Source organism: Erwinia pyri (assembly GCF_030758455.1).
In the GTDB taxonomy this organism is placed as follows: domain Bacteria; phylum Pseudomonadota; class Gammaproteobacteria; order Enterobacterales; family Enterobacteriaceae; genus Erwinia; species Erwinia pyri.
This window is the reverse complement of record NZ_CP132353.1, coordinates 2,216,848-2,235,318: the sequence shown is the minus strand read 5'-3', so window position 1 is coordinate 2,235,318 and position 18,471 is coordinate 2,216,848. Positions and strand designations below refer to the sequence as shown.

The window sequence follows — 18,471 nt, the reverse complement described above, 5'->3', positions numbered from 1 at the left end:
GGTAATGATAGCTTTACGTGATTCAGACGCGCGAGTGAATAAGGTATAAGTTTCATCCCTTTAAATTTACTTCCTGGCTGTATCCAATGAAGCAATATGCCGTTATAAAATCCCTGTTCCCGCTTATCTTTCTCGTTATTGCAGGGTGTGCTTCTGAACCGGACTCTGCACGCCAGGATCTCCAGAATATAACGCAACCCTCTTCAGATCAGACTGCGCAACCGGACCTTATTCCGGTTCTGGCGGCACTGCACGATCAAATGCACTCCTGGCAGGGAACACCCTATCACTGGGGCGGAACCAACCTGAAAGGGGTTGACTGCTCTGGCTTCGTCTGGCGAACGCTGAAAGATCGTTTTAATCTTCCTGTGAGCAGGTTGACGACCACCGAGCTGATAAAAATGGGCACCAGGGTAGATAAAAAGCAGCTCAGGACCGGCGATCTGGTCTTTTTCCGCATCCACAAACAACTCCACGTAGGTTTTTATGATACCAAAGATCATTTTTTGCACGCTTCCTACAGTAAAGGAGTGATGCGCTCTTCTCTTGATAATCCCTACTGGAAATCAGTTTATTATCAGTCGCGCAGACTAAAGAAAGAGGTGGGTGCGGAAATTTCATTCAATGCGGAGAAAAGCAAATTAGAACTGGCCCGTCAGTGATTTTTCACTGTCAGCTGTTAAACTCAGGGATTGAGCTTAACAGGAGGCAGTATGAAATTAGGCTTTGCATGCAAATTTTTAAATGAAGCATTAGAGCAACCTCTGCCGTTCAGGGCCACGACGCGCAAGAGATTTCTCAGCCTGAATAATGAAGATAAAACCAAACTGATCTCTGAGATAGCCAGGCTCAACTTAACTCAGCTTGGAGCCACGTTTAAGCAGCTGGCGCAACTGCCACCCGCGCTGAGGATGATGCGAATTGGCAGCGATCTGCTGCCTTTATATACCGTTCCTGAAGCCGCGCCTTTATATGCGGAGTTTTTGCCGGATCTCATCCCCTTATTTAAGTCATGCGGCGAATTTGCCCGCGAGAACGATATCAGGCTCTCATTCCATCCTGGCCAATATACGGTGCTGGCCTCAGATAATCCGGGGGTAGTTGACCGGGCAATCGAAGATGTCGAATACCATACGCTGTGTGCTACGTTGATGGGCTATGGCCAACAGTTTCAGGATTTCAAAATAAATATCCATATGAACGGTAAAAACGGTTTCGATGGCTTTAAGCAGGCCTTTAACCGCTTGAGTCCTGAAGCTAAACGAATGTTAACCGTTGAAAATGATGAAGTCTCCTGTTCATTAAACGATGTACTACAGGCTGCCGGGCTCTGTCCAATCGTGCTTGATATTCACCATCACTGGGTGAAAGAGAATGACTTTATCAAACCTGACGATCCGCGCATCCAGCAGATTAAAGCCTCCTGGCGCGGCGTTCGTCCGGTAATGCACTACTCCATCTCTCAGGAAGGATTGATCCCGGAAGAGGGCTTTCCGGATCAAAGTACGCTTGGCCTCTCCAAAATGAAATTACGCGGCCATTCGGACTTCTATTTTAACCCCACGCTGAACGAGTGGGCTTTATCCTTTGAAGACTTTGACATCATGTGTGAAGTGAAGATGAAGAATATCGCCAGGGACAGACTTTACCGTTACAGCCTTGAGCGTCATCGCTGAACAACCCTGAGAGGGGCTGACCCGGCCGCGACCAGTTTCCATAAAGGCGCCGATTGCAGCAGCAGTGCGCCGCTTTCAACGGATACTCTCAACGGCTGAGAGTGGCGTTCAGGGCGTCGATTGAGGTTTGCAGTCCCGCTTCCACGCTCATGGTCAGATCTTCCATCTCCAGCGAGACGTAGCCGTCATAACCGGTCATTCGCAGCACCGAGAAGAACTCTTTCCACCACTGAAGATCCTTTCCGCAGCCCACGGCAACATAGTTCCAGCTTCGCGTTTTGGTGTTGGTAACGGGCTGAGACTCCAGGAGGCCATCAATATCTGCCAGACCGCGCTCAATACGGGCATCTTTACCGTGGACGTGGTAAATGGCGCCTTCCAGTTTGCGTGCGGCGGCGACAGGATCTGCACCCATAGCAATCAGATGTGACGGATCCAGGTTCATGCCAATCATCTCACCTACCGCCTCGCGCAGGCGGAGCAGGGTGGAGGGGTTATAGACCAGCTGGCTGGGGAACTCTTCAATCGCAATTTTTTCAATGCCATGCTCCCTGGCGTGTTCAGTGAACCTCTGCCACCAGGGAATGGCTACCTCGTTCCACTGGTAGTCAATAACGCCGGGCATGTAATCGGGCCAGGAGACGGTAGAGGTGATCCAGTTGGGAATACGGTCTTCTGCACAGCCGCCGGGCAATCCGCTCATCATCACTATCTTTTTCACGCCAAGCTTGCCTGCAAGCTCAACGGCACGATAGCTGCTCTGGCTATGTTTTTCGCCCAGCTCACCCGGAGCAAGAGTGTTGCCGGAACAATTAAGCGCAACAATTTCCATTTCCCGCGCGGTCAGTTCGCTACGGAACTGTTCCAGCTTTTCAGCAGAGCTGAGCAGCATTTCTGTAGGAAGATGCGGACAGGGAGACCAGCCGCCTGCGGTCATCTCAACGCCAGTGATACCGTAAGCCCTGACTTTGTCCAACATAGCGGTAAAAGAGAGATCGGCCAGAACGTCGGTGCATAATGCGAGTTTCATAATGTGTCCTTAATAGTTCTCGAACGGTATAATAATATAAATTCCGGCAGAGTTATATTTTCCCGGCAGCCAGTTTATTCTCATTTTTAATTTTTAAAACAACCACATATTTTACTCGTTAGATATTTAAAACCAGAGAGGAAGTTATTTCCATCTCTCTTAATGAGTGTTCTTTGTACTATGGAAGTTATATCAGAATAAGGTTGGAAAACTATCTCGGGGGCAGGTTAAGAGTTAACGACGTGCTAAAGATCATAAATTCCCACTAAGAAATCCAGATATCAGTGACCGCAGTCACGCTTTATAATTTTATAATTGACACAGCAAGAATCAAGATATTTAAAAAATTCATAAAATTCGCATTTTTAGAAGTGAAGGGAAAATCACTGCAGGCAGAAGCACTTTCTAACCTTGCAAACCCCGTAAACGCTCATTATTCTCTCTATTCCCTAAAAGCAGGCAGAATTATCCGAAGATGAGAAAAATAATCCTCTGCCTGCACTTTAATGATAATTTAGTTCTGGCCTGCAATAAGGTAAAAGTGGCAGCACAGATACGGGAGATATCATGATTACCCATTGCCTGAACGATCGACCATGCTTATCAGGTTTTGATGCGGCGGCCACGCCACGACTGCTGTTTATCTGTAAAGCGGAAGGAAGAGAAGCCGCGATGCCCCGCGTCATGCATAAACATGACGAACGCTTTGAACTGATGTTTATTCAGCAAGGAAGCGGCGTTTACAATATTGATGGCCGGGGATATGAGGTCAGACAGGGGGATCTACTGCTGTTTAACGCCGGTATTCTGCATGACGAAAATCCCTCGGCCTCTGATGACCTCCTTATCTTTAGCTGTGGAGTTGAGCAGCTGAAGTTTGAGGGATTGCCGCTGAACCATCTGACCACGCGTTCGCAGGTTGCGGTCATACACAGCGGTGAGTCAGGTAAGGATATTCAGCAACTCTTTCACCAGATATGGCACCATGTCAGCAGTAAAAAAAGCGGCAGCGCGGAAATTGGCTCTCATCTTCTGTGCGCATTATTACTTCTCTGTCGTAACCTCTGGAATGAAAGCCAGCAGGAGTATGAAAGTGCGGGGGATTTACTGGGGCAGCGTATTAAAGATTACCTCGACCGTCACTATAAAAATGATATCGATCTGAAATCGTTAACGGCGGCTATTAATATGAACGCATTCTATCTGGCCCATGTGTTCAAAGCCTTTTCCGGCTATTCTCCTAAACATTATCAAACCCGTCGCAGAATTGGAGAAGCCCAAACGTTACTGCTCGGGACGGAGTCAGGCGTTGCGGAGGTAGCGAAAGCGGTGGGCTATGATAACGTGAATAATTTCCACCGCATTTTTCATAATTTGATTGGTGTTCCACCAGGGCAATATAAAAGATTCTGGCTGAGCGGCCAAAAAAGGGCGTGACTTCAGGCATACTGAAATCGATCCGGCTTCAGATAAAGCCAGATCGATCTCAGTTATAACGCAGGATCAAACCAGAGAAAATTATAACCTTAATGGCTGAAACCGTTATTAACGGGCAGATTAACGCAATTCAGGCCATGCAACAGCAGGAATACCGTTCAGCAGCGGTTTGGCGAACAGGAATCCCTGGAAATTAAAGATCCCGGCAGATTCCAGCCACATCCACTCTTCCGCTTTTTCCACACCTTCTGCAATAACGGCGATCTCAAGCGAGGAGCAGCATTTAATGATCGCCTGAATAATAGCCTGTTTAGGCCCGCTTTTATGCACGTCTGTGATAATGCTGCGGTCTATTTTGATTTTGTCGGGCTGAATACGCGAAAGCAGCAGCAGACCGGCAGAGCCTGCACCGAAATCATCAATAGCCAGACTGATGCCCGCCGCTTTCAGCTGCCTGATTGCCAGTTCAAAATCATCGATTCTGGAGATAACTTCCGTCTCTGTTACCTCAACTACGATTTGTTCAGGCACCAGACCGTGATCGCGGATCAGAGCGAGCAGATAATTAACGGCGTCGGGCACTTCAACCAGCGCCATGGGCAGCAGGTTAATGGAGAGCGTCAAACCCTGAATGTTCAGCTCTTTCGCCAGGGCAAAAGCATGAGCTTTGGATTGCAGATCCACCGTGTAAATTTCCTGCCGCGAGAGCTGTGAGAAATAGTCCAGCGGAGGGATCCCCGATTCGCTGCGGATCAGGGCTTCCAGCGAAACAATTTTTCTGGCGAGCGGATCGATGATCGGCTGGAACGCAAAGCTGATCCCCTGAGACGCGGGAAGCGTGGCGATTTCAGCCTCTGCAGGATCGCTATCGGTAATAAAATCCCAGTGCTCTGCCGGAGGAACTTCAAAATAGTTTTCTGTTTCCAGGGCTTCAACAAAGGTACGCAGAAATTGCAGCGCCCGATCGTCGTAAGTGAGCTGATATTTTGATGTGCCTTTATTCAGAACCGCCTGCAGAACGGTAGGTCTGTCGTGTTCCCTGAGATCAAAAAGCTCCATACCCACATTACCAAAACGGCGTGATGGCGCGTAATCACGCATCAGTTCTACCAGATTGTGGTGGCGACGATCCTGACAAATATGGTCATAAACCGAGCAGACGGCTTTTTCAGAGCCTTCAAGGATCTGGAAAAAATGGGTGCCGTTAAAAAGTAAAATACCGGTAATGCCCAGCGACTCATTCAACAGATTGGCTTTTTTCACCAATGCTGCCAGAGACTTAACCGGAACGTCATCAGCAATATGACTGCGGTAGATAATGGTAATCAAGTTCGGAGCCTTCCAGCGTTTTTACTTCAGGGAAGCCTACTTTAACAGAAGGTAATATGGTGTTGTCCAGTAGACCTTTAGAGATGATGACTGACGCAGGTTGAAAGGGAAAAGTTAAGTCAAACCAGCTATAGCTGGCAGCCCTTTCTTAAGACAAATTAGCGGAAAAGAGGGGGGGTAATTATGCATTTTTTGGAAAGTGATGCTAAATTAAAGAGGTATAATCAAAAACTACGGGGGAAATGTGCACGGCAAAGATTGGGATTCTCCTGCAGAGATTTGCGCGGTAATAGGCAGGGCCGTCTCGGAGCTTATCAGGAAGGAGCAACCGCTTGGTAAAAAAAATGTTCTCGCCATGCTGCAACAGCAGAGTAAATTAACGTCTGATGAAAAGTTGAAAGCTGTTTATCTTCAGGCGCTACGTCATATTCTGGAAAGCTTTCACTGATTGTTTCGCAATCAGGCCAGGACGACTCCCGGCGTCCTCTCTTTAACCCGGGTTATTTCCGCCTTACCCTTTGCGCTTCGCTTACCGAAACATCCCCGCTAATCCCGCCAGCCTTTAATGCTTTTTGCTACCGTCTGGCGGTACTTCATTGGTAAAGAGGTGAGACATATCATCACGGCCCGGCTGTTCGAAAGCGGCTTCTTCGGTTTCAAAAGAGGAGTAATTTCTCAGCTCTTCCATAGCCGCACGACAGGCTTGCTGCCGGAAAGTATCTTTTTCGGCAGCGAACATAGAGTGAAGCAGGCGCAACAGGTTAGCGCTATTGATGCTGGCGTCATCTTTCAGCAAAACCATCACGGCCTCGCCTAACATAATGTCGGTTAATCTTTCTTCTTCGTCTTTGTACATAACAACGTCTCTGAATCAGTGATGTGGGCAGAACGGCAATGACCACAGGTACTGGGAGCAAACCTTGTTTTGCAGTAGTCGGCTGGACAGCAGCCTCGCTGTGGCTCAGACGGGCTGCCAGTCAGATTGTCGTGTTAATAATCACTGGCATAAAACTGAAGGGTACAACCCCTGTTGTCATACTCAGTCATCACGACCAAATAACAGGCCAATCAGCGCATAGTAGTGCTGTTTCTGCTCAGGTTCAGAAGTCAGTTCAAGCTTTTTCAACAGCGTGACACAAAGTGTTTTGCGGTTGAGTGTTTTACCCGTACGCAGGATCTCAAAAACGACCTGACCAAGCATCTCTTGCTGCGAAGGTACAACCGCTTCGCTAAAAAAATGGCTGAGATCATTTTCAGTCTTAAGGTTTGTTCCGCCCTGACGCATAGAGTGCCCCTCAGTCGTAAATTTTGTGGAATGGTTCAGTCCGTAAGCGGTGAAGTTATACAAAAGTTTCTTACTTGTACAGCAATGAAATGCCTTTTCCCCTTGCCGGAAAAATAATATTCACTATTGTATAATAAATTCAATGAGTTAAGTTGAAATTTGGCTTAACCGGATATTCAGGTTGAAGAGTATAACTTCTACCAGCGTGAGGGGTAGCACCGCTCAGGTAAAATCAGGTCACTCAATTTCATTGACAGCAAGGCGAAATCCCTCCTGCTCCTGGTTCTTCAACGCCGTTACGGCTGAAAAAGTCGCGGTTTGTGTTGCGGTATTGTTCAGAAACACTGTTTTTATCTTCTCATCTGGCACCGCTTTATCGATGCCGCAATCACTCCTGAGGCCGTTAATGATTTTTTGCCCGCCATTTTTTATAATGGAATTCCCTTGTGACCAAACTGTTACCCTAAGCTGAAGTATTCATTTTTTAAGCTGACAGAAGTAATAACGTATCGAGCTATTTTCGCAAATAGAGAGAAGAATGGTCTGCCAATAATATTTATTATTATAAATATCAATGGCTTATGTAAATTAAGTGTTAATTTTGAATGAATGTAGCGAAAGAATTAATTAATCAGTTTTTATCACTTTTTTGATGATGATTTTGTACTATTGTGCTGGGTATTATTTGCCGCAAAGGGGGTGATTGATTTTTTTATACTTTAATTACAATCATTTAGATTAATGAAGTGCCGTTTTCTTTGCCTGCTGTAATCGACACAAAGCAGTTATCACTGTTTGATTTAATATTGGTTTATCAGGACTTCTTTTGTAAAATTTCAGCGGACTCAGAGAGAGGAGAAAATGTGTACGACGAACATTCGCTCCATTTCGGGAAACAAGTCCGCAAATGGAGAAAGAAAAGCAAGCTCAGCCAGGAAGATTTATGCTTTCATGCTGAACTTGATCGAAGCACCTTAAGTGCTATCGAGAATGGAAAGCGTAACGCCAGTCTGACCACAATGCACAGTATAGCGCTCGCGTTAGGCGTCCCACTCAAGATACTTTTGAGTAAAGATTGAATTCGATGACAAACGATAAATAGGTCCGGTACAGATTTTTGTTAATCTGTCAGTGCCGAGTGATTACCTCCGGAGTATTTACTCCTCATTCAGCACTGTTAATAATCCGACTAAGAATTCATTCTGGTTTATCCTGCGTCAGCACGATTTTGACCGGCTGAATATCGCCGCTCTGGCAGAGCCAAAAAATCTTTGCTGACGCCTTTTATATTTTTACCGCGCCGTACAAATCACCTTTTATTGCTGTTCTCTCTTTTCCTCAAGCCATTCAGAACGGCTTTCAGACACGCAAGCCGGCTCTTTTCAGGCTTACCAGAGCGTCATCCTGTCCGTCTGAACATGATATTGTCATAATTAACCGCTAATCTCGCGCGCCTGAACCGATTCCCAGGCTAAAATGCCTTTACGCATTATAAATTAAACGGGAGATTTCCATGGCTGATAGCAGATCTGCACAATGTCATTGTGGCGCGGTAGTTTTTAACGTTGAACTTACAGATGGGCTTAACACGGCCACCCGCTGCAACTGTTCATTTTGTGATATGCGTGGCGCGGTTATGGTCTCTGCCAACAGAATAGAAGTGGTTAAAGGGCAGGAGAAGCTTACGCAGTACCGGTTCAACAGTGGGGAAGTGGCGCATTACTTCTGTTCAGAGTGTGGGATTTATACTTTCCACCAGCGGCGCTCTAATCCTGAGATCTATGGCGTCAATGCCGCCTGTCTTGAAGGCGTCTCGCCGTTTGATTTCCCTTCGGTGAATGTCAGTAATGGCCTCAGTCATCCAAAAGATGGTGGCGTGGGTGGCATTGCGGGTAAAGTTAAATATTTTCCCAGTTAACTAAGCCAGGACAAAACTGCTGCCCATTTTGTCTGTGCACAATGGCTGGAAAACGACTGGCCTTGCCTGAACTACTCATTTCAGCTCTTGGGCGAGGTTTTCAGTCCCCGGGAAAGCTCCTGGATCCGCCTCATGGTTTTTACTGTTCGCCCCGACGTGGCTGATGCTACCGATAGTATCAGCATCTCCAGGCAAACCAGTACGGTACCATGCAGGGGCATGCGACCTTTTTCACCCCCGCGGGGAACCTTAATCACCACATCCGCCTCTTTGCTGAAGTAAGAGTCTGTGGCATCAGTAAGTAAGATAACCGGAATACCCAACCTTTTTGCCTCTTTCAGGGTCAGAACACCCTCCCGGTGCGCTGAGTTCTGCGCCATCATAATCAGCACATTACCGCGTTGTAACCCAATCAGCTGCTCTGCCAGCGCCACGCCTGAACGGTTCAGCACTATAGCGGGGAAACCAATCCGCGAGAATAACCGGCGGCTGTATTCTGCCAGAATACCAGAGGCGTTAATGCCAAAAAGCGCGACCTGATTCGCTTCCGTCAGTAAGGCAACAGCTGCAGAGATCGCTTCTCGGTTATGCGGCCCAGAGAGCGCATCGCAGGCGCGTTTGTGTCCCTCCAGCACAAAATCGATCCCCGAGTTGACGTCGCTGGCCAACTCACTGACGGTAGCAATGATTTTCTCATCCGATTTTTGTGCCGGGCCAAACCAGGCTTCAAGCGTCTGTTTTACCTCCCGCAGTCCGGTAAACCCTAATGCCTGAACCGCGCGAATGACCGTCGCATCCGAACTGTTGGTTGCCTCAGCGATATCAAGGGCCGTTGCTTCCATAAAGATCTCACGATTCTCATGGATATAACGGACGACCGACTGTAACAGCGGGGAGAGGGCAGATGCGCGCGCACGGTAACGTTCGCCAAATAGATCTACCCGTTTATTTAGTTTATTGCCTGCCACCATCATTGACCGCTTATCTGTCCGGAGGTTGTTGTTGTCAAAGCCACAACTCTTTTGTAGTGAGTAAATCAGGCTTAGCAAACTTTTATCTGCCTGGAGTGTGGTAAAAATGCCCGGCGTTCTTTATCCGTTACGGCAAAATACTCCGATTATGTCATTGTATTATAAGTTTTTATTTGTTAACGGGAAATGGGTTAAGTTCGATTTCCGCTGTAGTGCCGCAAGCAGAGTAAATCATTTACTACTACATCGCCAGAGTTTGATTGATTCTCAATTACATTTGTCTGGCTCAATTCTGCCCCTGAGCAGGGTAAGTTACTGTTGCCAGAGAACCGGTCAGTCACAAACCGGGTCCGGTATTGGGAAGGCTGCGTTTATCTTCCCGACAAAGCATTCACTAAAATTAATGCCAGGTTTTATTAAAATGAATAGTGGTCTTCCTTTGGTGCTCAATCACACTCCTCGTCCGGCTTTGATTACCGCAGTTTATGGCGTGATGATTTTTACGCCTGCAATGGTTTTTGCTGCTGACGACGCCTCCACACTGACCGTTTCTGCGCAGGAAAATAGTGATTCGGGTTACAGCGCCAGCAGCAGTTCTGTTGCCAGCAAAACCGCCACATCGGGGCTGGCTGAAGCGCAGTCGGTCAGCGTGGTCACTCAGCAGCAGCTGGAAGATTACCAGGCCAGCAGCCTCTCGGACGCGATGCGCTTTGTCAGTGGCGTAACAGAAGGCAATACGCTGGCTGGTACAGAAGATGGATTTGTCCGTCGCGGATTCGGTTCTAACTCTGATGGATCGGTTTACCGTGATGGCGTGCGCAGCAGCCAGGGGTTGAATTTTGATGCCACCACTGAACGGGTGGAGGTGCTGAAGGGCTCCGCCTCGTTGTTGTATGGCATTCAGAATCCCGGCGGCATTATCAATGTGGTCAGTAAAAAGCCACGCTATGCGTGGCAGAGTAAAGTCAGTGGACGCTACGCCAGCGAAGGGGGAGGTGCCGGGACGATTGATGTGACCGGCCCGCTTGGCAATGGCTTTGCTTTCCGTCTGATTGCGGAAAAACAAAATCAGGATTACTGGCGCAGTTTCGGCAGCGATAAACACACGCTGATTGCTCCCTCGCTGCAATGGTATGGCGAGCAGGCCAGTTTCCTCATCAGCTATGAAGATTATCGCTATGATATCCCTTACGATCGCGGCACGGCCTTTATTGATGGTAAGCCAGTCAGCATTGGCTATAAAGATCGTCTGGATGACAAAGCCAATCACGCCTGGGGCCACAATAAGACCCTTAATGCGCACTACGACTGGCAGTTCAGTGATGAGTGGATCACCCGCCTGACGCTGGGTATGAATCAGCGCCAGTACAGTAATAATGAGGTCCGGGTGACTGCGGTGAACAGTCAAACCGGCGCGGTAACCCGCCGCGCGGATGCCAACCGTGGCTTTAACCATAAAACTAAATATCTCTCCTGGGATGTGACCGGCACGCCTGAAATAGCGGGAATGGCGCACAATATCGTCGCCGGGAGTGATTATGAGATGATCCAGACTTACCGTGCTCATCAGTATCAGGGCAAAGCCAATAGTGACTTTAACCTCTATACCCCGCAATACGACATACTCTCCCCGGTTACCGACAGTAGTACCGAAAAAACCGCGAACGGCAATCTGCTCAACCGTATTCACAGCCGTTCGGTTTACGTTAAAGACAGTATCTCCCTCACCCGGAAGTGGATAGTGGTGGCCGGAGGGCGCTATCAGCATTATGAACAGCGCGCCTCCAGAGGTTTTGATCCGGTCATCGGGACGCTGGATGATGAAGGTAATAAATTTCTGCCACAGGCTGGCGTGATCTACAAGCTGACGCCTGAAGTGAGCCTCTACAGCAGCGTCAGTAAATCCTTTACGCCCTCTGCTGAGGTGAACGATGACGGGGATGTGGGGAAGCCAGAACAGGGCACTACATGGGAAGTGGGCAGTAAATGGCAAATTTCCCCTCGCCTGTTTGCCAGCATTGCGCTCTATCGCATTGATGAACGCGACATGTCGCTCAGCATCAACGGCGAAACCAGAGCGATTGATAAGGCGCGCTCCAGCGGCGTCGAGTTCGAGCTGAACGGTGAAGTGCTTCCGGGGTGGGATCTGAGCGCAAATTACAGTTATGACAATGCCGGGATTGTGGATGATGGCCAAAACAGTGCCAATAATGGGAATCGACTGCAGAACGCGCCGCGTCATGCCGGTGCCCTCTATCTCAGCCACGACCTCACTATCCGGGGCCTTCCAGGCGACTTCCGCGTTGGTGGCGGCGCACGCTATGTTGGCACACGGGCAGGCGATCCTGAAAACAGCTTCACCCTGCCGGATTATGTTGTAGCTGACAGTTTTATCATGTGGAACAACCGCCTTTTTGGCGAGAAAACGCAGCTGAAATTAAATCTTAATAACCTGTTTAATAAACACTATTACACCTCAAGCGGCGGTAATCTGCGCGTGCGTGAAGGGGAAACCCGTAATCTGATGGTCGAGGCCAGCGTTGAGTTCTGATCCCATGAAGCTGAACAATACCCGTCGGTTGAGCTGGCTTACTGCCATGCTGATCGGCGTTACCGCACCGCTTTATCTGGCGTGTTCTCCCGCTGTGATGGCTAAAACGGTGACAGACATTGACGGTACAAAGGTAGAAATTCCCGATAATCCGCAGCGTATTGTGCTGGGCGAAAGCCGGATGCTCTATACCCTGGCGATGCTGGAGCCTGGCAATCCTTTTCAACATATTATTGGCTGGCCGCTGGATCTGAAAAAATATGACAGCCAGATGTGGGGAATTTTCGCCCGCAAGTTTCCCCAAATGCTCAGGATCCCTTCGCTGGGTTTAGGGGGAAGCAATAATATGGATCCCGAGCAGGTGCTGGCGCTGAAGCCGGATGTGGTTATTCTGCCGAGTCTGGCAAGGTATGATGACGGTGACTTACGTTTAGCGGCGATGTTGAAAGCGGCACATATTCCGGTGGTGAAGGTGGATCTTCGCGTTCATCTGCTGAAGAACACCCCTCGCAGCGTTTCGATCCTGGGCGAAGTACTCAATCAGACTGCCCGTGCAGAGGCTTTCAATCATTTTTATCGCGCTCACCTTGACGTTATTCAGACGCGCCTGGCCAGTTATAAAGGGCACAAACCCAGCGTATTACTTCAGCTTCATCTTGGCAGAAGAAATGAGTGCTGCGTTACCGCAGTTAAGGGGAGTCTTGGCGAATTGCTTGCGGCTGCTGGGGGCAATAACATCGCTGCCAACACGGTTCAGGGGGTGTTTGGGCGACTGAGTGAAGAGAAGGTGATTGCCGCCCAGCCAGATTACTACATTGCGACCGGTGCCGGGGATAATACGGCCCATAGCGTGCTGAAGCTGGGGCCTGCGGTAGAAGCGGAGGCCGTAAAGCGCAGTTTTACAGAGATGACGCAAAAACAGCGCGGATTACGCGAACTGAAGGCGTTAACTAACGGGCACGCCTCGGTTATCTGGATGAACTTCTATCTCAGTCCCTGGCACATTGCCGCTACCGAATTCATGGCAAAAACCCTCTATCCTGATCTCTTTGCCGATCTGCAACCTGAGCAGACTCTGCAACAGATTTTCCGGGATTACTTGCCAGTTCCTTATAGCGGTACCTGGTTTATGCATCCCGGTTAATTCATCAGCTGCAGCCAGGTTTTCTCTTCTTTTCTGATAATGCCCGCCATCAGGGGGGCATTTTTATTATCGTCACGCCTCGACAGCGCTACTATTAACAGGCACTTAATTATCAAAAAGCATTGAAAATCAGGAGGGAACGTCTGTGAATGAAGTTGCTTACACCGTTTTTTGTGGCAGGGCCGGGGATCCGAACGATCTTGCCATGCCGGGATCGAAAGCTATTGGCGAGGCGCTGGCTCGCCAGAGCGGCATCAGCCCTGTGATTATCGGTACACCGGAACCGGCACTCAACAGTAGTTGGCAGGAAGAGCTGGATGCCGCAATGTCTGGTCTCCGGGCGATGCAGCATCGTTTTGAAGAGGTTTTTCGTAGTGAAGCGATCTCTGTGGCCGCAACCGGGCGCTGTGTCGTATCGCTCTCGACCTTACCTGTTGTGGCAAAATATCATCCTGATATCTGTGTGGTCTGGTTTGATGCACACGCCGATCTGAATACGCCAGAGGTTTCGGCATCAGGCTATCTGGGAGGCATGGCGCTGGCGGGGCCGCTGGGACTGTGGGATCCCGGGCTTGGAAGTGGCCTCAAGCCTGAGCAGATAGTGTTAGTGGGACAACGTGATATCGACCCTTCGGAATCTCTCCTTATAGCCCGACATAACATTACCTGCATAAAACCGGGGGAAGGATTGGCAGAGCGCCTTCAACAAGCGATTGCCGGACGCGCACTCTATGTTCACCTTGACTGCGACGTGCTGGAACCAGGGATCGTCCCTACAGATTATGTTATCGACGGGGGGCTGACTCTGGCAGAACTGAAAGAGTGCTGCGAAGTCATAGCGACTCAACGTTTCGTAGGGATTGAAATTGCCGAGTTTCAGCATCGCTGGAAAGGGCAGGAGGAGGCTGCTTCTCCCGTTCCTCTGCTGGAGGCGCTTTCCCCGATTCTGAAAAGAGAGGGATGAAGTGAGTTACTTTTTGCGCCGCTGTTGTTAACCGCCTGTTTTCAGCCAGAACAGCTATCTGGCTGAAAACCACAGCAGGGTGTGCCGCTTTTCACTGTTGTAACTGAGTCAGGAACTCTGCTTCTTGGCGTCATTAGAAGAGGGCAGGTGATAAAAATCCTGCAGCCTGCTCTGGTTTTCACGCAGGCGAAGAGGTGAAGCGTACCCGCCGTTACGTCCTGCCGTAAACTGAACTGAATGTTGTAGCAGCCATTTTCTGGCTTTCCATATTTCTATCACCCGCAGGTCGTCACTTTCTTCTGCAGCCATTTGTTTAAGCTGAATTGACAGGCTTTCACTGCTGACCTCTTTGCGGCTATCAATCAGGCTCATGGTAGCTTCGCCGAGAAGAATATGGATTTTATCATAATCGTCAGAATCAGACATTTTCTCCTCCTAATAAAGTGTCTAAAGCTTAATACGCTTCCTGACATTTGTGAAATAAATACCACAAAATAATTTATGTCATTCTTTTATTATTAAGGGTAAATTATATAAATAATTGATTAATATCATATTTTTTAATAAAAAATAATGATTTCCCCTCAAATTATTTAGGCGTTATTTTACTGTTAATAATAACAGTAGAGCAGTAATCATACAGATTTATCTTAAATTCTGTAGAGTGAAAGATATATTTGAATTAAACCTTTTAATTATTGCGTAAGCAGACGTTATTAAAAAAACGGAATAACTGCGTCGTTGCGGCTATTGATGCAAAAATGAATGGTTAATTGTATTTATGCTTCCTGGAGGTGTTCTTATTATTATGCTAAGTCGTCTTTATGACTTCAGCCAGCCCACTGCGGGCTGGCTTGTCAGAGGGGAAAGCTGGCGGGTTTACACCAGCACGGCGTTATGCTGCAACAGGTGATCAGCCAGCGTGTAAGGCGCATCGCTAACCAGATTGCTGTCAATCGGGGCTGCCGCAACGTGGGAAGGGGTCGCGACAACCTCACTCTGCGCAATGGAAACCGCTCCGGTTGAAGTCTCATCTTGCGCCGCGGCAGGAGAGTAGAAGTCCAGCAACGCATCCATATTAAGTGCGTTCAGATGGGATGCCACTGTGACAGTCTCACCCGCAGAGGCGGTGTTACCTGCACTATCGTGTGCCGTCACCTTCAGCTCATAATCGCCATCATCCAGTGGGGCAAGCGCGCCGGCAGGAATGGTTAAAGCCCATCGTCCATCGGCTTTAACGGCGGCGTTATAGCTTTGATCGCCCAGCGTTAAAGTCACCGTGGTACCCTGGTCAAGGTGCGTTGAGGTTCCCTGAAGCAGATGCCATGTATTTACGTCGTCAGCATCCACCACGTGGTCATCAAAAGGGGTGTTCAGCGTCAGCGTGGGCAAATTGTGGGTTGCCACGTTAAAGAAGTCCGTAAGCGTAGTCGTATCGCTGTTGCCGTACTCATCCCAACGGTGCGCGAGAGCAGTGACCGGGCCTTCTGCCAGCGCCAGTAAATCTGCGCTCGGTAAGGTAACCATGCCATGATCCGGCTGATAGGTTTTGCCGTTTATCTCCAGCTCGTTCAAGCCTTCTATAAAGAAGCTTAAATCCTTCTGCGCTTCCTGATAATTGAGCGTCATATCACCACCGATAGACATCTCGTAATAGACCGGCAAAAAGCCAGTGACGATCTTCAGATCATGCGTCGTATCGGTGTAGTTATTCGCGCCGTCATGATACCAGGCATGAATCTCTCCGTTGTGGGTGAATCCCGGCATATCGGCAGCGGTAATCAACACTTGCCAGTGACCCTGCGCATCAATAGTGGCGGAGTGATCTTTGCCATCCCACCCCTGAAGAATCAGCTCCTGTCCCACGGTGACGGTAGAGAGCGAACCGCTGAACAGCAGATCGTGCTGGCTTTCCACCAGGTTAATGACGTTATCATCAGTCACCTTGTCAAAGTAGATGTTTGGTACGCTGCTTAGATGCGTTATCAGCGTCAGCTCATGCGTCACGGTGTTGGTTTTGCCATTGGGATCGACGGCGGTGACGCTCAGACTGTGAACCCCATCCTGCAATTCCTGCAACTGTTGCGAAGAGAAATGCCCGGTCCAGGTCCCGTCGCTGGCGGCAGATGTCATTACGCTGATGGCACCCAGTTTCAGCGTGATTTTGCTTCCGCTCGCCATATGGGTGGAAGTGCCGCTGATATCCACCCCGTAAATACTTTCTGCATAGTTTACCGCATTGTCGCCACTGACCGTATCGATCGTCACCGTTGGCTTGATGGTTTTGTCCACATACAGGCCAAAGTCAACCGAAGTATCCTGACTGTTGCCCGCCTTATCCGTAATGGTGAGCTTGAGGCTGTAATTGCCATCAGGCAGACCCTTCAGCACCTCCGGCGGCATTGAGGCGTTCCAGTAGCCCCACTTGTTCACCGTACTTACCCAGCTTTGATCGTTGAAAGTGAGCGTCACGGTAGAGCCTGCTTCGCCAACTGCCTGACCGCGCAGGTGGATGGGCTTGGCGGCTTCCCAGGCGGCAATCACGCCATCAGCAGCAATGGGCTCGTAAGGACGCAGCGCTGCCGGGGCATCCGCAGCCACTGCGCTGACTGCGAAGGTATCACTGACCGGCGCGCTGAGTGCGCTTTCACTCGCCTGCGCAGAGGCCGGAATAACGACACGGTTTATCTCTGCGGGAAGGGATGTTTCTGAAACGGCATAATCACTGACTGCGCTCTGGAAAACAGAGTCCAGACGGAGGGCGCGGTAATCGTCGCGTTGAGACATAGATAACCTCTGTTCATAATTTTGGCATGCTAGTCATCAGCACCACTCAACATTGCCGGATGACGGATCGGTTTGCAGGCCGGTTAAAACGGCCCGTTCCCTCTGGTGATAACAGCCTGCCCGCGGGCAAAAAAGCCAGGAAATGCGTTCCTTTTCGGAACAAACAGGAAACTTCTTTTTCTGATTTTATACTCAGGAAGGTGTTACCCCGCTTAAGATGACCTCACCCTAATCGTTCACGGGATTTATGAATAGTGGCGAAAATCTGGAAAGCATGATTATCACGCCGGGATAGCAAAAATAATTAGCTAAACGCGTAACGGTTAGGGTGCCGGCAGGCCCCCTCGCAAAGGAGCTGGCAGCCGATTGGGCAACAGCGTCCACAATAGCTGAGTCATCTCATCACCAGAGCCTGTTTACATTACAAACTCCAGTTATAACATCGCTCAAAAAAAATACTGGATATCTAAACAGGTATTTGTATAATAATCCTACTGCCCGCTGGGTATTGGTAAGGTTAGTGAGGGGTTAACCCATGATGATTTCGACTGAAAGCCTTAAATCGTTGGAACAATCGGTCACAATGAGCAGCCGTGAACTGGCTGAGATGACCGGCATCACGCATGGAGAAGTTAAGCGGTTATTTAAAAGTCTGGAAACGGCCCAGCGTCTGTCGCAGCCCATTATCGTTAATGACTATGAGCGAGAAGGGGAACTGCGTCAGGAATATCGCCTGAATAAACGAGATTCGCTGTTGGCGGTCGCCCGTTTATCGCCAGGCTTTACGGCTGAGGTTCTGGACCGCTGGCAGGATCGCGAAAAAACCACTCATTTGCCTGACTTCACCAATCCGGCCGAAGCGGCACGCGCCTGGGCTGAGCAGTTTGAGCAGCGTCAGGCTGCCGAGCAGCAGCTGGCGCTCTCTGCCCCAAAGGCGGCATTCTTTGACAGTTTTATGGAGGTCCAGGATTCTCTCGGCTTTCGTCAGCTCTGTAAACTGCTCAAAGTAAAAGAGCCGGAGTTCCGCCAGTTCCTGCTTGAGCGCAATATTATGTACCGCGCCAAAGGCACGCTGACACCGCAGCATCACCATCTGCAGGCCGGTTACTTCACGCTGCACTCTGGCGTGGGAGAAAACCAACACGCCTTTTCTCAGGCGCGCTTCACCTCCAAAGGGGTGAAATGGGTTGCCAGCCTGTGGGCAGGCCACGTTTCAGCCCAGCCTAAAGGCGCTGCGGCATAGAGGTTGCGTGGTGAGGGTACCGGGAGTGGGGAATAATCATTGCCAGGCATTAACCGCGAGTAGTAAAGGCCGCACCGGAGTGCGGCTTTTTTATTTCTACGGTATCGGGGTGTTTGTAAATCGATCTGACAGCCAT

17 protein-coding genes are annotated in these 18,471 nt (G+C 49.3%); 10 read left to right on the top strand and 7 right to left on the bottom strand.

Annotated features, from left to right (window positions below):
• Nucleotides 1-86 precede the first annotated feature (86 nt).
• Nucleotides 87-662: a C40 family peptidase gene (locus tag Q3V30_RS10365; RefSeq protein ID WP_306213003.1), complete on the top strand. Its 576-nt coding sequence runs from the start codon at nt 87-89 to the stop codon at nt 660-662.
• Nucleotides 663-713: 51 nt separating this feature from the next.
• A complete protein-coding gene (locus tag Q3V30_RS10360; RefSeq protein ID WP_306213001.1) occupies nt 714-1,676 on the top strand; it encodes an apurinic/apyrimidinic endonuclease family protein in 963 nt (320 codons plus the stop codon).
• An 88-nt stretch (nt 1,677-1,764) separates the two neighbouring features.
• Here Q3V30_RS10360 and Q3V30_RS10355 read toward each other — a convergent pair whose 3' ends face one another.
• Nucleotides 1,765-2,706, bottom strand: a complete 942-nt coding sequence (locus tag Q3V30_RS10355; protein ID WP_306212999.1) for a sugar phosphate isomerase/epimerase family protein — start codon at nt 2,704-2,706, stop codon at nt 1,765-1,767.
• Nucleotides 2,707-3,273: 567 nt separating this feature from the next.
• On the opposite strand from Q3V30_RS10355, the gene Q3V30_RS10350 reads away from it, so the two are divergent.
• Nucleotides 3,274-4,143: an AraC family transcriptional regulator gene (locus tag Q3V30_RS10350; RefSeq protein ID WP_306212997.1), complete on the top strand. Its 870-nt coding sequence runs from the start codon at nt 3,274-3,276 to the stop codon at nt 4,141-4,143.
• A 120-nt stretch (nt 4,144-4,263) separates the two neighbouring features.
• On the opposite strand, the gene Q3V30_RS10345 is transcribed toward Q3V30_RS10350, so the two are convergent.
• Nucleotides 4,264-5,472 (bottom strand): diguanylate phosphodiesterase, encoded by a 1,209-nt coding sequence (locus Q3V30_RS10345; RefSeq protein ID WP_306212994.1) that lies wholly within the window; start codon nt 5,470-5,472, stop codon nt 4,264-4,266.
• A 244-nt stretch (nt 5,473-5,716) separates the two neighbouring features.
• Here Q3V30_RS10345 and Q3V30_RS10340 point away from each other — a divergent pair, with 244 nt between their 5' ends.
• Nucleotides 5,717-5,920 carry a biofilm development regulator YmgB/AriR family protein gene (locus tag Q3V30_RS10340; protein ID WP_306212992.1) on the top strand — a complete coding sequence of 68 codons (204 nt, stop codon included), beginning with the start codon at nt 5,717-5,719 and terminating at the stop codon, nt 5,918-5,920.
• Between the two features lie 114 nt (nt 5,921-6,034).
• Here the strand turns inward: Q3V30_RS10340 and Q3V30_RS10335 are convergent, their stop codons facing one another.
• On the bottom strand, nt 6,035-6,328 hold the full coding sequence (locus tag Q3V30_RS10335) for a hypothetical protein (protein WP_306212990.1): 294 nt from the start codon (nt 6,326-6,328) through the stop codon (nt 6,035-6,037).
• 183 nt (nt 6,329-6,511) lie between these two features.
• Nucleotides 6,512-6,757 (bottom strand): regulatory protein YcgZ, encoded by a 246-nt coding sequence (ycgZ, locus tag Q3V30_RS10330; RefSeq protein WP_306212988.1) that lies wholly within the window; start codon nt 6,755-6,757, stop codon nt 6,512-6,514.
• A 746-nt stretch (nt 6,758-7,503) separates the two neighbouring features.
• Between ycgZ and Q3V30_RS22755 the strand changes: the two genes are divergently transcribed.
• Nucleotides 7,504-7,836: a helix-turn-helix domain-containing protein gene (locus tag Q3V30_RS22755; protein ID WP_428979247.1), complete on the top strand. Its 333-nt coding sequence runs from the start codon at nt 7,504-7,506 to the stop codon at nt 7,834-7,836.
• Nucleotides 7,837-8,270: 434 nt separating this feature from the next.
• Nucleotides 8,271-8,675 carry a GFA family protein gene (locus Q3V30_RS10325; RefSeq protein ID WP_306212986.1) on the top strand — a complete coding sequence of 135 codons (405 nt, stop codon included), beginning with the start codon at nt 8,271-8,273 and terminating at the stop codon, nt 8,673-8,675.
• Between the two features lie 80 nt (nt 8,676-8,755).
• On the opposite strand, the gene Q3V30_RS10320 is transcribed toward Q3V30_RS10325, so the two are convergent.
• Complete coding sequence (locus Q3V30_RS10320) at nt 8,756-9,646, bottom strand: MurR/RpiR family transcriptional regulator (protein WP_428979260.1); 891 nt, start codon at nt 9,644-9,646, stop codon at nt 8,756-8,758.
• Nucleotides 9,647-10,067: 421 nt separating this feature from the next.
• Here Q3V30_RS10320 and Q3V30_RS10315 point away from each other — a divergent pair, with 421 nt between their 5' ends.
• From Q3V30_RS10315 to Q3V30_RS10305, 3 genes are all read left to right on the top strand, one after another.
• Complete coding sequence (locus tag Q3V30_RS10315) at nt 10,068-12,197, top strand: TonB-dependent siderophore receptor (protein WP_306212985.1); 2,130 nt, start codon at nt 10,068-10,070, stop codon at nt 12,195-12,197.
• Nucleotides 12,198-12,243: 46 nt separating this feature from the next.
• Nucleotides 12,244-13,341: an ABC transporter substrate-binding protein gene (locus Q3V30_RS10310; RefSeq protein ID WP_306213177.1), complete on the top strand. Its 1,098-nt coding sequence runs from the start codon at nt 12,244-12,246 to the stop codon at nt 13,339-13,341.
• Between the two features lie 145 nt (nt 13,342-13,486).
• Nucleotides 13,487-14,305: an arginase family protein gene (locus Q3V30_RS10305; RefSeq protein ID WP_306212983.1), complete on the top strand. Its 819-nt coding sequence runs from the start codon at nt 13,487-13,489 to the stop codon at nt 14,303-14,305.
• Nucleotides 14,306-14,413: 108 nt separating this feature from the next.
• Here Q3V30_RS10305 and Q3V30_RS10300 read toward each other — a convergent pair whose 3' ends face one another.
• Together Q3V30_RS10300 and Q3V30_RS10295 are read right to left on the bottom strand one after the other, a co-directional pair.
• On the bottom strand, nt 14,414-14,731 hold the full coding sequence (locus tag Q3V30_RS10300; RefSeq protein WP_306212981.1) for a hypothetical protein: 318 nt from the start codon (nt 14,729-14,731) through the stop codon (nt 14,414-14,416).
• Between the two features lie 453 nt (nt 14,732-15,184).
• Nucleotides 15,185-17,092 carry an Ig-like domain-containing protein gene (locus tag Q3V30_RS10295; RefSeq protein ID WP_306212979.1) on the bottom strand — a complete coding sequence of 636 codons (1,908 nt, stop codon included), beginning with the start codon at nt 17,090-17,092 and terminating at the stop codon, nt 15,185-15,187.
• 535 nt (nt 17,093-17,627) lie between these two features.
• Here Q3V30_RS10295 and Q3V30_RS10290 point away from each other — a divergent pair.
• The gene (locus Q3V30_RS10290; RefSeq protein ID WP_306212976.1) at nt 17,628-18,335 is read left to right on the top strand and encodes a phage antirepressor KilAC domain-containing protein; all 708 of its coding nucleotides are present in this window, start codon (nt 17,628-17,630) and stop codon (nt 18,333-18,335) included.
• Nucleotides 18,336-18,471 lie beyond the last annotated feature (136 nt).